The organism is Bergeyella cardium (assembly GCF_003614945.1).
GTDB classification, from domain to species: Bacteria; Bacteroidota; Bacteroidia; order Flavobacteriales; family Weeksellaceae; genus Bergeyella_A; species Bergeyella_A cardium.
This window is the reverse complement of record NZ_QYCZ01000001.1, coordinates 1,499,282-1,513,565: the sequence shown is the minus strand read 5'-3', so window position 1 is coordinate 1,513,565 and position 14,284 is coordinate 1,499,282. Positions and strand designations below refer to the sequence as shown.

Genomic DNA, 14,284 nt, shown 5'->3' with positions numbered 1-14,284 from the left:
AGGTATTAAAATAACAATGATATTATTACTCCTCTATTTGTAGAGGAGTACTTTTTTGAAAGAAGTATCTCTTCTTTTCATTATTCTAGCAGGTACAAGGTTTTATTACGGAATGTTCTTATTTTTGCAACTAATTATTCAGATAAAATGAAACCATCTTTAGCAAGAGGAACCAGAGACTTTACGGCTTCGGAAGTAGCCAAAAGGAAATATATTATAGAGATATTGCAGAAGAATTTTGAGCTTTTTGGCTTTCAGCCATTAGAAACTCCGAGCTTTGAAAACCTCTCTACACTTACAGGAAAATACGGTGAGGAGGGCGACAGACTCATTTTTAAAATTCTGAACTCAGGAGATTATGTGGCAAAGGTCTCCGATGAAGATTGGGCAGAAAAAAACTCCCAAAAGCTCACCTCTAAAATATCTGAGAAGGCACTTCGGTATGATCTTACCGTACCTTTCGCCCGGTTTATTGCAATGAACCACGGCAAGCTCACATTCCCCTTTAAGCGCTATCAGATTCAACCCGTTTGGAGGGCAGATAGACCTGCAAAAGGGCGTTTCAGAGAGTTTTATCAGTGTGATGCAGATATCGTAGGTAGCGAAAGCCTTTGGCAGGAGATAGATTTAATTCAGCTGTATTTAAAATCTTTCAATGACCTTAAATTACCTGTGAAAATCCATATTAATAACAGAAAAATCCTCTCTGGATTGGCAGATTATGCAGGTATTTCTCATCAGCTCATCGATTTCACCATTGCCTTAGACAAGCTCGATAAAATCGGAAAAGAAGGCGTTATAAAGGAACTTCAAGAGAAGAATATCCCCCAGCAAGCGATAGAGAAATTAGATTTCCTTTTCGGAGGGAAGTCTCAAACGGAAGTCTTAGCGCTATTAAAATGCAATTTTGAGTCCTCAGAGATGGGGAAAGCAGGCATAGAAGAGCTGGAATTTGTCTTAAAACATTGCAAAGCCTTAGGGATAGAACAGGAACTCGTGTTTGACATTACCCTTGCCAGAGGACTGGATTACTACACTGGGGCAATCTTTGAGGTAAAGGCAGAAGGCATAGAGCTCGGCTCCATAGGTGGTGGAGGAAGATACAATAACCTTACAGAGATTTTTGATGTGAAGAATATCCCTGGTATTGGGATCTCTTTCGGATTGGACAGAATCTACCTCGCCCTCGAGGAGCTCAACCTATTTCCAGAGGATATAATGGATGATAATATCGAGTATCTCTTTGCTAATTATGGGGATGAAGAAGCTCTTGTGGCACAGAGAATCATCGCTGAACTAAGGAAAAAAGGCATAAGCGCTGAGCTCTACCCAGAAGCAGGAAAAATGAAGAAATTCTTCACTTATAGCGAGAAAAGAGGGGTGAAGAATTTAGTTTTCGTAGGCGATAAGGAGATTCAAAACAATACAGTTACCATAAAAAACCAGCAAACAGGTGAGCAGAGGGAGCTTCCTCTATCCGAATTTTGGGGTTAAGAGTTTAGACTTCTTCTGCCTCTTCCATTAGTTTGAGGTAAGTTATATAGCGGGATTCAGAGATGAGTCCCGTTTCTACTTGAGCAAGTACAGCACATTTCGGTTCATTGATGTGCAGGCAGTTGTGAAACTTACACTCCCTTCCGCTTTCAAAGATTTCAGGGAAAAAGTGCTGTATCTCTTCCTTCGTTACATCTATCATTGCAAACTCCCTTACTCCAGGGGTATCTATCACGCTCCCTCCAAACTTCCAGAAGTGCATCTGAGCAAAAGTAGTGGTGTGTTTGCCTTTGAGGTGTGCATCTGAGATTTCTCCCGTTTTAAGATTTAAGTCAGGCTGAAGGGCATTAACCAAAGTAGATTTACCACAACCCGAATGACCGAAAAACACCGATATTTTATCCTTAATAAGTCCTTGCAGAATATCCAAATTCTCTTTGGATACAGATGAAGTTTGCAGGGTTTCATAGCCGATACTTTCGTAGATACTCGCTACTTCAGATAGGAGGCTGAGCTCCTCATCATTCAGTGTATCGGTTTTATTAAAGAGGATGAGGGGCTTTATGTTGTATGCCTCACAGCAGGCAAGGAATCTGTCTAAAAAGCCGAGTGAAGTTTCTGGGAATTTCAAGGTGAAGATAAAGCAGGCAATATCTATATTAGAGGCGATGATGTGCGATTCTTTGGAGAGGTTTACAGACTTTCGGATGAGGTAGTTCTTCCTTGCTTCTATCTTCGTTATCCACGCAATATGATCCTGCTCCAGCTGAAACTCTACGATATCTCCTACAGCGAGGGGATTGGTCAGTCGGTTTTTTAGCATTTTAAATTTCCCTCTTATCCTCGCCTCATATACAGTGTGGGTATCGTGCTCCAAGACCTGATACCAGCTCCCTGTTGATTTTATTACTAAGCCTTTCAAGTTTTTAGATTATTGCTTTATCATTATACTGTTTTGCACCTCTATGGATGCTTCGTGTATCGCCTTAAAGATTTTTTCTATAAAGTCTTGGGACAATCCCGTTTCCAGTGCCTTTGCAGCAGCATATTCAGTAATGATTTTCCATCTATCAGGCTGGAAGATTGCGATATTATTCTCCTTTTTCAGCGCTCCAATTTTCTCCGATATTTTCATTCTACTGCGCAGGAGTTCCATTAGTTGGAAATCTATATCCGAGATTAATGTACGGTGGTTTTCCAGCTCTTTCTCATAGCCTGAAATATCTGTTTTCCTTACTTTCAGCTGGCTGATGAGCGCCGCTAAGACCTCTGGAGTTATCTGCTGCTGAGCATCGCTCCACGCATCATCTGGGCTGCTGTGGGTCTCTATCATTGCCCCTTGATAGCCTACATTTAACGCCTCTTGGGTAATGCCTGCCAGCCCCGTTCGGTTACCGCAGATATGCGATGGGTCTACAATGATGGGGATGTTTGGGTATTCCCTCTTAAAATCAAGGGCAATTTGCCAGTTGGGCGTATTTCTGTACTTTGTTTTCTGGTATGAGGAGAAGCCTCGATGTATCACTCCGATATTCTTTACTCCCTGCCCGAGTAGCCTTTCCAAAGCACCTATCCACAGGGCTAAGTCAGGATTTACAGGATTCTTCACGAGGATGATTTTATCCGTCCCGCGAAGTGCTGAAGCTATTTCCTGCACCGTGAAGGGGTTTACCGTAGAGCGCGCACCTATCCAGAGTATATCTATATCGGCTTCCAGAGCGGCTTCTATATGGTGGGCATTCGCCACTTCGGTTGCGGTTTTAAATCCGAATTCTTCCTTTACCTTTTTCAGCCAACCCAGACCGATGGCTCCTACCCCTTCAAATCCGTTGGGCTTTGTTCGCGGTTTCCATATTCCTGCACGGAATACAGGCACACTTGCTCCTGTTTCTTTTATCCTCCTTGCTGTTTCCAGCACTTGTGCTTCGCTTTCTGCACTGCACGGACCAGCAATAATAAGCGGCTCCGAGTATTCGTGTATCCAATTATTTTCTAAATCCTGTAAATTCATAGCCCTTCAATAGCACTAAAAAGTTGGAGGCAAAGATAATAAAACCGTTGTAGGCAGCAAGCTCCTTAGCACACCTTGCAGGTGGCACACTTACACCGTAGCCGGTGAGGCACTTACCCACTAGCGTGGGGAGCACTTACCACAAACTAACCACACACCGCCAATAGCTAATAGCCAGAAGCCAAAAGCTACTTTATTTCCTGACGCCAGCAATAAAACTTCCTGACACAAGGAGGGAATTTTCCGTACTATTTGAATTATCTTTTTTTTGATAAGAATAGAAGATTTTTTAAAGATATCTGAATTGAGATACTTTATTTAAGGTAAGTGTCCCTCGTGTTAATGAGTTAGCTAAGCGCCTCACCTGCAAGGTGTGCTCCCCACGCAATGGATAAGCGTGCCACCTGCAAGGTGTGTCTAAGAGCCTGCCGTGCTACGGCTGGCATAGTTTTTACAAAAGGAGGGGGAGAAAAAATAGAAAATATGTTAGGATATTATGTAATTATTGGTCTTACGATGCTCGCGAGCTGGTGGGTATCGTCTCGTTTAAAGTCTAAGTTTCAGTATTATTCACAGGTATATCTGAGGAATGGTATGTCGGGAAAGGAAGTCGCTGAAAAGATGCTTCGCGATAATGGAATTTATGATGTAAAGGTCATTTCTATACAAGGTCAGCTTACGGATCATTATAATCCGATGGATAAGACTGTCAATTTGTCCGAAGCTGTATATACAGAGAGGAATGCTGCTGCCGCGGCGGTGGCTGCTCACGAGGTAGGGCACGCAGTACAGCACGCTGTGGGCTATTCTATGCTTCAGTTGAGGTCTAAACTCGTCCCAATGGTGAATATTAGCTCAACTCTTTCTCAGTTTGTCATAATGGCAGGTATTGCTACGATGATTGGTACTCGAACAATAGAAAATCCGCAGGGGAATACCTTAGTATTGGCAATCGGAGTTGCATTGTTTGCTGTAACTACTCTTTTTGCATTCATCACCCTTCCTGTGGAGTATGATGCGAGCAAGAGAGCGATGAAGTGGCTTAAAAGTACAGGTACGGTAACCGATGAGGAGTATGTAGGGGTGGAGGATAGCCTTAAATGGGCGGCACGAACCTATGTAGTAGCGGCACTTGGCTCCCTCGGTCAGCTGATGTACTGGGCATCTATGCTTGTGGGTGGGCGTAGGGATTAGACCCGCTCAGGGAAAGGTATAAGAAAGATGATGCATCTCGGAGAGCTGTTCCGAGATGCCTTTTTTATGTGCTAATTTCAGTGTGGCAGTTATGCGGCACTGTTCCGCAGTTTCAAAGTTGAGGATTTTAGCATTGTATTTATTCAGAAGGGTGAAGACGAGGTTTTGATGGGCATAATCAAAGCTGATTTCTATCGTAGTTTCCAGTTCCTTTGTGATGATTTCAGCTTCGTCTAGCGTTATCTTTGCGGATTCTTTATAGGTCTTCACAAGACCGCCTACACCGAGCTTTATTCCTCCGTAATACCTCACTACGACTACCAGTACATTGGTAATATCGTGTGCCAGTAGCTGATTAAATATCGGTAAGCCCGCACTGCCTGAGGGCTCTCCATCGTCATTCGCACGGTAGTTTTCACCCTTAAGCCCCAATCGGAAAGCGTAGCAATGATGGGTAGCTTTGGGATGATCTTCGTAGATTTTTTCTAAGCGCTGTTTTATCTCCTCTTCAGAATTTACAGGGTAGGCAAAGCCGATGAATTTGCTGCCTTTTTCCTTCAAAAGGGTATTTTCAATGGGAGATTTTATGCTGTTGTACTGATGCACTTTTGGGGTAGAGTTTTAAGGGGGGGAGCTAAAAAGAAACCTCGTAGATTTTATCCCAGAGCTTTCCTGTTACTAACATTTTGCCGTCTTTAAAGGCTATTCCGTTCAGTACATCATCATCGCCAGTGGTATGTTTTTTTGCCAGTTCGGTAAAGTTAAATTTCCCTACTACTTCCCCAGTTTTAGGGTTTATTTTCAGGATAAAAGGCTTCTGCCACACATTGGCGTAGATAAATCCGTCGTGATACTCCAGTTCGTTGAGGTTATCATAAATCTCTTTATTTCCCGCTACTGAAATCTGCCTTACTACCTCTGATGGCTTTTCAGGATTGAGGAAATACAGATTCTTTGAGCCGTCGGAGAGGATGAGTTCCTTGCCATTGTAGGTAAGCCCCCAGCCTTCACCGATGATATTGGGATAATCAAATTGAGAGAGGAGTTTTAGGCTGTTTTTATCGTAAATGAAGCCTATTTTATTTCTCCAAGTGAGCTGATAGACTTTATCGCCAACGATAGTTGCCCCCTCTGAGAATACTTCATCTGGCTGAGGAGTAGAAGCTATGGGTGTAGTCTCTCCGAGCGAGTATTTCCATATTTTTGAGCTTCCATTTTGCCCATCGCTCTCGTAAATCGTGTTTCCTTCAATCTGGAAGCCTTGAGTAAATACCTTTTCTTTATTGTATTCTTTCTCTATTTTGAAGTTTATATTTTTCTCCTCCGTCTTTGAGAAAACATTGATTATAGCGTCTTGGTAAAGGCTTTCTCCATCTTTCTTTTGGATGATGAAAGTTACCGCATTATCCCCAAGAGAGAAAAAATCTGGGCTGATGGCGAGGGTATTGGTTTCCTTATCCCCAAAGCTGATGCTGATGCTCTCTGCATCCTCCAAAACCTCTGCAGGTAGGCTAATTTTATCTCCAAAGTGGTAGCCTTTTTCCTCCATAGAAGTGTTGAAATCATTGAGTGTATTGAGGATTTTTTCGTCTTTATTGCAGGAAGTAAGAAGTCCCAAGGCACATATCCCGATGATGATTGATTTTTTCATTTTCTTTGCTAAAATTTGCCTCAAAAATACAACAATTAGCCCTTTTGGCAATAGAGGCTTAGTTTTATTCGCTTCTGTTTTGGCTCATCACATTCTGGGTTTTAGTATTTTTGTGCATTAGAAATATAAGTGTATGAAAATTCTACATACGGCGGACTGGCATTTGGGTAAAAAGTTAGACAGATTCTCTCGCCTCGAAGAACAAACAGCCGTGATGGACGAGCTCCTCAACCTCGCCGAGCAGCAGCAGGTAGATTTAGTGCTTGTCGCAGGCGATTTATTTGATAGTTTCTACCCCAGCACTGCAGCGATAGACCTTTTCTATAAGTCGCTAAAGCGCCTCGCAAAAGAGGGGAGCCGTGCCGTCGTTGCGATTGCCGGCAACCACGATTCTCCCTCCCTCATCAATGCTCCGAATCCTCTCGCGAGGGAGTGTGGCATCATTCTCATCGGTCAGCCCAACGCCGAGGTTCCACCATTCGAGCTCAGAGACTTCAGGATTACAAAATCTGAATCTGGGTTTATCGAAATTCAGTTCAAGAAATATGACTATCCCGTGCGGATACTTCACACGCCTTATGCGAATGAAATTCGGCTAAAACAAAACCTCGAAGAAGAAAAAGAAAATAAGCTCAACCAAATTTTAGCAGACAATTGGCGCTCTCTGGCAGATAAATTCTGCGATGATAAAGGCGTAAATCTCCTCATTACTCACCTTTATATGAATCCGAAAGAGGGTGAGATTCTCGAAGAGCCTGACGGCGAAAAGCCGATAAAGATAGGGAATGCAGATATGATTTTCTCCGATGCCATACCCCCTCAGGTGCAGTATACGGCACTGGGGCATTTGCACGGATATAAGAATATCGGCACAGAAACGCACCCGATTGTCTATTCATCCTCGCCCATAGCATACAGTTTTAGCGAGGCGGGGCAAGCCAAATACGCCGTCATCATCACTGCAGAGCCCGCGAAGCCCGTTACCTTTGAAAAGCACCCCCTCAGCAGCGGAAAGCCACTGCATAGAAAGTCTTTCAAAGGCGTAGATGCCGCTTTAGAATGGCTTAGAGAGCACCCTCACACTCTTGTAGAGCTCACTCTGGAAACCGAAGACTTTTTAAAAGCTGAAGAACGGAAAATGCTTTACCAAACCCATCAAGGCATTGTTTATTTAATCCCAAAGCTCTCGCAAAAGCAGGCAGAGAGCCCAAAAGAGGAGAGAGAAATTAATCTTAACCAAAGCATAAACTCGGTTTTTGAGGATTATTTCAGATATAAAATGGAGGGGCAAAACCCTAATCAAGAACTGAAAGATTTGTTTAATGAAATCCTAACAGCAGAATAAATGTTACCACTAAAATTAATCATAGAAGGGCTGTATTCGTATCAGCAGCGGCAGACGATAGATTTTTCCCAGCTTACATCGGCGGGGGTGTTCGGTATTTTTGGGGCTGTCGGCTCTGGGAAATCCTCCATCTTAGAGGCGATTACCTTTGCGCTTTATGGCGAAACCGAAAGGCTTAATCAGCGGGATAAGCGCACCTATAATATGATGAACTTAAAGTCTAATCTTTCCTATATCTGCTTTGAATTTCAAAACTTCGAGGAAAAAAAGTTCCGCATTATAAGAGAATCTAAACGAAGTTCCAAGAGGTTCGAAGAGGTGAGTAAGACTACAGCTACTTTCTACGAATGGAAAAATAATGACTGGCTCCCGTTAGACCATACCAATGCAGAGAAAATTATCGGGCTCAGCTATACCAACTTTAAGCGGACGATTATCATTCCCCAAGGGCAGTTTAAGGAGTTCATCGAGCTCGGAGCAAAGGATAGAACTACAATGATGAAGGAGATTTTCAGCCTTGAAAAATTTGATTTGGCTGAAAAAGCAAAGCTCCTCAACGAAAGGAATAATACCATTCTCCATCATCTCGAAGGGCAGTTAAAAAGTTTTGAGCAGGTAACCGAAGAGCAGATTAATGAAAATAAAACCCATCTCGCCACAGAGAAAAAAGCCTTTAAGGAAATCAGTCTCGCCTTTGAGAAAATCACAGAGGAATATCAGCTGCTAAAGCTGTTAAAAACCGATTGGGAAGCGCTTATAGATAAAAAGAAAAAATTCAATACCTTCGCCCAAAGAGAAGCAGAATTTACCCAAAAAGCCCAGCAAGCCGATCAGTTCGAGGCGGTGTATAAAGCATTCTATACTCTTCTTTCAGATGAGAGAAGATTAAAAACAGAATTACAGTCAGCACAGGAAAAAAGGGACCATCAGAAAATAGAACTCAGCCAAACTCAAGTGAATGAGCAGAAACTAAAAAATGAGCTGAGTAGCCTCCTTCCCCTGTATGAAAATCTCAGCAAAACAAAAGAAGAGGAGCAGGATTTAGCCAATATTCTCCAAATATTACACCTTTCCCAGAGCTTTGATATCCTCAACCAAAGAATACAAAAAGGGAATAAAGAAATAGAAAAAACAGAGCAGATTTTAGAAGAAAAAAAGAGAGAAATAGAGGCATTAGATAAGAAAATATCAGAACAAAAAGCGCTTAAAATAGACCACCAGCTTATCAGCAACCTGAGCCAGTGGTTTGATAAAAAAATCAACCTTACCGAGAGAAAACAAAAGCAGAAAGACAGGATAAAAGAAATACAAAATCAGCTCAACCGTATTGATGAAGAGATGAAGAATATTCCTCTATTTTCAGAGGGAGATGGTGGAGATTTTAAGGCAAAACTTTCCATAGAAATCGAGCGATTGGAGAAACAAAAAGCTGAGCTTTCTAAAAAGAGAAGTCAGCTGGAAGTGCAGAGAGAGCTCTCACGATTCACAACGGCGCTGCATTCAGGCGAGTCGTGCCCGCTTTGTGGTTCTAAGGAGCACCCCAATATCACCCATTTTGAAGATGTGAGCGAGGCTCTTTCAGGTGTAGAAAAAGAATGGGAAAGCATAGAACGACAGCTGAAAACCTTACTCTCTCAGGAGAAAGATTGGGAAAACAGTTTGGGCAAGCGACAGTCTTTGGAAGAGCAATTCCAAAAGGAAGATACCGAGCTAAAAGAGATAGATTTGCAAATCTCGGCTCATCATCGTCTTTTTATTTGGGAGGGTTTCAGTGCAGATGATTTTGAGGGCTTTCAGCAGAAAAAGCAGCAGAGCTTTGAGGTAGAAAAGCAAATAGAAAAATTAGAGTCTCAAAAATTAGAAATTCAAAAATCCCAAGAGCAGGAAACTGAAAATCTAGGGAAGTACAGGAAAGGCTTAGAAAAAATCACCTCCGAAGCATCGGAAAAGAAAGGAGAGATTTTATCATTAGAAAAATCATTAAAGCAACTGAGTTTTGATTCGTTTGAAAATGAAAATCCCAGCGATGTAGAGCAAAAACTCAAACAAATCGCCCAGCAGAACAAGGGCGTAGAGGAAAAATATCAAATTCTTACCGAGCAGCTTAGTACTTTGTCCATCCAACTTGCCGAGCAAAGCACCCGCCTCAATGATTTAGAAAATCGCTTGTCAGAATTAAATAAATCACTCACTACCCATACTGATTTGTTTAGAAAAACGATGCAGGAGCACAAGATGCAGTCTCAGCAAGAGGTAGAAAAAATCCTCACACAGAATATCAATATAGTGGAAATTAGGAAAGAGGTAGCCGATTTTTGGGTAGATTTTAAAACATTGAAAAACGCTATTGAGGAGTTAGAATTGAAGTTCAAAGGAGTTGCTTTTAACGAGGAGCAGTTTATCTCCACCCAAGCTCAGTTTTTAGAAAAGCAAAAGGAAAAGGATACCAAGCAGTCAATTTTAACCAAAATAGAAGCGGAAATAGAAAGGCTGGAAAAACTCTTCGATGAAAAAAAGAACCTCATAGCCGAGCACGATAAAATCCAGAAAAGGGCAGAAAACCTCAGTATAATGCTCAAACTCTTTAAGGGGGCGGGTTTCGTAGAATATGTTTCGTCCATTTTCCTAAGGCAGCTTTGCCACCACGCCAATACCCGCTTCCATAGAATGACGCGAGGGCAGCTAAGCATTCAGCTCAATGAGAATAATGATTTTGAAATTATAGATTACCTCAACGAAGGCAGGAGCCGAAGTGTGAAAACCCTTTCAGGAGGGCAGGCTTTCCAGTGTTCTCTCAGTTTGGCGCTTGCCCTCGCAGAGTCGGTACAAACCGAAGCAAAGGCAGAGAAAAACTTCTTCTTTATAGACGAAGGTTTCGGTACTCAAGACTCGGAATCCATCAATATCATTTTTGAAACCCTAATGAATCTCCAAAAAGAAAACAGGATTGTAGGCATTATCTCCCATATCGAGGAGCTGAAAGAGAGAATCCCCCTCAGCCTCTCCATTACCAAAGATGAGGAGAGGGGCAGCCTTATCAAAATCATCTAAGCAGAGAAAAGCAGCTTTGCATTTCGGACTTAAGCCTAAATAAGATACTTTTGCAAAACCTATTGGCTAAATATAAGTTTCAAATATGTACGAACAGTTTAATTTCATCATTGAATTTTTAGGGATGATTTCCTTCGTTATGTCGGGTAGTTTTGCCGCTATGCAAAGGCGATTAGACCCTTTTGGGGTGCTCATCATTGCGTTTGTTACGGCGGTGGGAGGCGGTACAGTAAGGGATTTACTTATCGATGTACCTCCGTTTTGGTTGAATGACCTCTGGTACCTCTATATGATTCTTGCGGTTACCCTTCTTTCAATGATTTTTAAATCTGTGGAGACCGATTTTAAGGTTACCCTCTTCGTATTTGATAGCTTCGGGCTGGGGCTCTACACCATCGTAGGGATACAAAAAGGGCTTAATGCACACTTAGATCCTATAATCTGTATCACTTTGGGGACGATTACGGGCTGCTTCGGAGGTATCCTTCGGGATATTTTGCTCAACCGAATCCCCCTCGTTTTCCGTAAAGAAATCTATGCTACGGCGTGTATCGTTGGTGGTTCTATGTTCCTCTTCCTGAAAGAATACACCTCCTTTCCCTATGTGCCTATCCATCTTTTCACCATCTTCCTCATCGTGGCGATAAGGATTCTCGCTGTGAAATACGAATGGGAAATCCCGAAATTCTACCTCCCAAAAAACGAAAGATAATAGATAATAAAGAACTAAATATGCCTCTAAAAGCTGTTTTATTTGATATGGATGGCGTGATCGTAGATACCGAGCCTCTCCACAAAAAAGCCTATTTTAAGACCTTTGAAGATTTAAATATCGAGGTCTCCGATGCGCTTTATTCCTCCTTTACAGGAAATTCTACCAAGAAAGTTTGCGAGCTTTTAATCCAAAAATTTAGCCTCTCCCAATCCGTTGAAGAGATTTCGGAAATCAAGAGAAAGTACTTTAAATACCTCTTTGACCACGATTCCGATTTTCAGCTCCTGCCAGGTGTCTATTCCCTTTTTGAAAATTACAGGGCGCACGGTATCACGATGGTTTTGGCGTCTTCCGCCACGATGAATACCATCAACTGGGTGTTCGAGCGCTTTAATATCGGGCATTTCTTCAAAGCAAAAGTCAGCGGTGCCGAGCTCAAAGAATCCAAACCCCATCCTGAGGTTTTTAACCTCGCCGCCGAGCTTTCTGGCGCTTCCAAAAGTGAATGTATGGTGATTGAAGACTCTACCAACGGCATCCTCGCTGCCCATAGGGCGAATATTTTCTGCGCCGCCTATCGTAGTGAGAACTCCAAAAATCAGAATTATGACTTGGCAAATATCGTGGTCTCTACCTTCGATGACCTCAAAGCAGAGCGCATCCAAGCGTATTTTTAGCCTTAATTCATCAGGCTTTTTATTCATCAAAATCGTATTAAAATTCTTTACTAAAACTTATGAAATACCTCATTCTTGGCATCGGAAATAAAGGCGAGAAGTACGAAAACACAAGGCATAATATCGGTTTTAAAATCGTGGAAAAGATCGCCGAGAAAATAGAAGCGAAATTTAATAGCACCAGCTATGGCTGGCTCGCCGAAGGCAAATACAAAGGCAGGAAAGTCCTCCTCCTCAAACCCGATACCTATGTAAATCTCTCGGGGAATGCCCTCAAATACTGGATGCAAAAAGAAAACATCCCCCTTGAAAACCTCCTCGTTATCACCGATGACCTTGCCCTGCCCTTCGGCACCCTAAGGCTTAAGGGCAAAGGCTCGGATGCGGGGCATAATGGGCTAAAAAACATCCAAGACCTCCTCAGAACTCAAGCCTACGCAAGGCTCAGGTTTGGGATTTCCTCAGATTTCGAGCGAGGCAGGCAGGTGGATTATGTCATCGGAGAGTGGGGCCCCGAGGAAAGCGCCCTCCTCCCCGAGAGAATAGAGGTTTTTGCTAATGCTGCCCTCTCCTTCGTCTTTGCAGGGCTCATCAATACGATGAATGCGTTTAACAACAAATAACCGATACACTCCCCTTGAGCCCTTACTCTTATGGGTTTAAATTATTAAATTCTCAATAAAACCATTGGATTATTGCTAATAAATCATTGGAAAACGCCAAACCCGTTGTCTTGGCGCTGTCCGAAAATTGGACAGCCCCAAGAAAACGAGTTTGGGATAATTTCTTATTTTGGAGGGGGGGGATTTAGGAGAAAGAGGAAAAAGAGGCTTGGATTTCTATTACGCAAAAATATCTGCCCAAATAATTTTTAAATCAGGGAAAATGTAGGGAGAAATCTCTTGTTCTATTCCTACGAAGGTGTTTTTTAGGGTGTATTTTCCGTCTTCAAGGACATATTGAGCAATTTCCTCATAGGCGGGCTTTACAATCCAATATTCTCGCACGCCACTCTCTTCGTAGAGGTCGTATTTAATTCTCATTTCCTTCGTAGAATTGCCTGGCGAGAGGATTTCTATAATAAAATCTGGTGCGCCAACGCAGCCTCTATCGTCCAATTTTTCTGGGTCGCAGACCACACATAAATCAGGCTGAACCACGGTGGTTACTTGATTATCTCCCTTGTCCTTTGTGGTAAGACGAACATCAAAGGGGGGGGATAAAATTCACAGGTCTTTTTCCAAAAATAATTTCCTAAAAAATAGACTAAGTTTCTATATACTGATTGTGTTCTTCTTGGAGGAGTTTCCTCCATTCTGAAAACTTTCCCTTTAATAAGCTCCACTCGATCTTCAAACTTCCACAATAAATAATCGGCATAGGTATAAGAGCCGTTGAGGTTTAGGTCTTCAAATTTTAATACTTCAGCCATTTTTTAGGGTTTTTAAGGGTTCAACTTAGGGTTTTGCTTCGGAATATCTCCAGATGCAATGCAAATATATTCATTATTTTAGATACGAAATGCTTTCTGAACGCTCCTGTTTAGAGACCGCTTGATTAAAAAAATTGAGCTAAATAAGGGCTATATTTTATGATTAATATAGCCTTCGGTAGCGTTTTCTTTTGGGGAGATACTTGCAGGGTTTCCCATTACTATGGCATTGCTCGGCACATTGAAGTTGATAAAAGAATTGGGCGCGATGAGGACATTATCGCCAATCGTGATATTGCCTACGATAACGGCATTGGTGCCTATCCAGACTTCGTTTCCTATGGTGGGGAATCCTTCGTTTTTTCCTCGATTTTGCTGACCTATGGTTACGCCTTGGGCTATGTTGCAGTTCTTCCCAATTTTTACTTTTGGGTTGATGACCAGTGCCCCCCAATGCCCGAGATAAAGCCCCGCACCAATCTCCGTCTCAGGGTAAATTTGGAAGCCGTATTTTATTTGATATTTTCTCAGTAGATATCTCCACATTAGCCCGAGAAAGGGCTTTTGGGAGTACTTCTGGCACATTCTAAGGACAAAAATAAAGTGTAGATTGGGGTTGATACACTTTTTTAGCATCTGAAATAAGGAAAGCCACTTGCCGCTTTCTCTGTAAAAATCTTTTTGTAGGGTGGAGTGGTTCATCGCGAGCAAAGG

At 42.3% G+C, this 14,284-nt stretch carries 14 protein-coding genes; 7 read left to right on the top strand and 7 right to left on the bottom strand.

Annotated elements, in window-relative coordinates; translation table 11 throughout:
- Positions 1 to 147: 147 nt before the first annotated feature.
- On the top strand, positions 148 to 1,494 hold the full coding sequence (gene hisS / locus D8991_RS06825; protein WP_120489392.1) for a histidine--tRNA ligase: 1,347 nt from the start codon (positions 148 to 150) through the stop codon (positions 1,492 to 1,494).
- A gap of 4 nt (positions 1,495 to 1,498) precedes the next feature.
- Here the strand turns inward: hisS and rsgA are convergent, their stop codons facing one another.
- Complete coding sequence (rsgA, locus tag D8991_RS06820) at positions 1,499 to 2,416, bottom strand: ribosome small subunit-dependent GTPase A (protein ID WP_120489391.1); 918 nt, start codon at positions 2,414 to 2,416, stop codon at positions 1,499 to 1,501.
- 9 nt (positions 2,417 to 2,425) lie between these two features.
- Positions 2,426 to 3,505 (bottom strand): chorismate mutase, encoded by a 1,080-nt coding sequence (locus tag D8991_RS06815; protein WP_120489390.1) that lies wholly within the window; start codon positions 3,503 to 3,505, stop codon positions 2,426 to 2,428.
- Positions 3,506 to 3,988: 483 nt separating this feature from the next.
- On the opposite strand from D8991_RS06815, the gene D8991_RS06810 reads away from it, so the two are divergent.
- Positions 3,989 to 4,699 (top strand): zinc metallopeptidase, encoded by a 711-nt coding sequence (locus D8991_RS06810; RefSeq protein ID WP_120489730.1) that lies wholly within the window; start codon positions 3,989 to 3,991, stop codon positions 4,697 to 4,699.
- 6 nt (positions 4,700 to 4,705) lie between these two features.
- Here D8991_RS06810 and D8991_RS06805 read toward each other — a convergent pair whose 3' ends face one another.
- Positions 4,706 to 5,305, bottom strand: a complete 600-nt coding sequence (locus D8991_RS06805; RefSeq protein ID WP_120489389.1) for an IMPACT family protein — start codon at positions 5,303 to 5,305, stop codon at positions 4,706 to 4,708.
- Between the two features lie 28 nt (positions 5,306 to 5,333).
- The gene (locus D8991_RS06800; protein ID WP_120489388.1) at positions 5,334 to 6,350 is read right to left on the bottom strand and encodes a glutaminyl-peptide cyclotransferase; all 1,017 of its coding nucleotides are present in this window, start codon (positions 6,348 to 6,350) and stop codon (positions 5,334 to 5,336) included.
- A 133-nt stretch (positions 6,351 to 6,483) separates the two neighbouring features.
- Between D8991_RS06800 and D8991_RS06795 the strand changes: the two genes are divergently transcribed.
- The 5 genes from D8991_RS06795 (at position 6,484) to pth (ending at position 12,761) form a co-directional block, all read left to right on the top strand.
- On the top strand, positions 6,484 to 7,695 hold the full coding sequence (locus tag D8991_RS06795) for a metallophosphoesterase family protein (protein WP_120489387.1): 1,212 nt from the start codon (positions 6,484 to 6,486) through the stop codon (positions 7,693 to 7,695).
- Positions 7,696 to 10,746, top strand: a complete 3,051-nt coding sequence (locus D8991_RS06790; RefSeq protein ID WP_120489386.1) for an AAA family ATPase — start codon at positions 7,696 to 7,698, stop codon at positions 10,744 to 10,746.
- A gap of 85 nt (positions 10,747 to 10,831) precedes the next feature.
- Positions 10,832 to 11,458: a trimeric intracellular cation channel family protein gene (locus tag D8991_RS06785; protein WP_120489385.1), complete on the top strand. Its 627-nt coding sequence runs from the start codon at positions 10,832 to 10,834 to the stop codon at positions 11,456 to 11,458.
- 20 nt (positions 11,459 to 11,478) lie between these two features.
- On the top strand, positions 11,479 to 12,138 hold the full coding sequence (locus D8991_RS06780; RefSeq protein WP_120489729.1) for an HAD family hydrolase: 660 nt from the start codon (positions 11,479 to 11,481) through the stop codon (positions 12,136 to 12,138).
- A 59-nt stretch (positions 12,139 to 12,197) separates the two neighbouring features.
- Positions 12,198 to 12,761, top strand: coding sequence for an aminoacyl-tRNA hydrolase (gene pth, locus D8991_RS06775; RefSeq protein ID WP_120489384.1), 564 nt, complete (start codon positions 12,198 to 12,200; stop codon positions 12,759 to 12,761).
- Between the two features lie 219 nt (positions 12,762 to 12,980).
- Here the strand turns inward: pth and D8991_RS09055 are convergent, their stop codons facing one another.
- The 3 genes from D8991_RS09055 to D8991_RS06765 form a co-directional block, all read right to left on the bottom strand.
- Positions 12,981 to 13,298, bottom strand: a complete 318-nt coding sequence (locus D8991_RS09055) for a Uma2 family endonuclease (RefSeq protein ID WP_245957200.1) — start codon at positions 13,296 to 13,298, stop codon at positions 12,981 to 12,983.
- 5 nt (positions 13,299 to 13,303) lie between these two features.
- Positions 13,304 to 13,570, bottom strand: coding sequence for a Uma2 family endonuclease (locus D8991_RS09050; RefSeq protein ID WP_245957199.1), 267 nt, complete (start codon positions 13,568 to 13,570; stop codon positions 13,304 to 13,306).
- Between the two features lie 150 nt (positions 13,571 to 13,720).
- Complete coding sequence (locus tag D8991_RS06765; protein ID WP_120489383.1) at positions 13,721 to 14,272, bottom strand: serine acetyltransferase; 552 nt, start codon at positions 14,270 to 14,272, stop codon at positions 13,721 to 13,723.
- Positions 14,273 to 14,284: the final 12 nt, after the last annotated feature.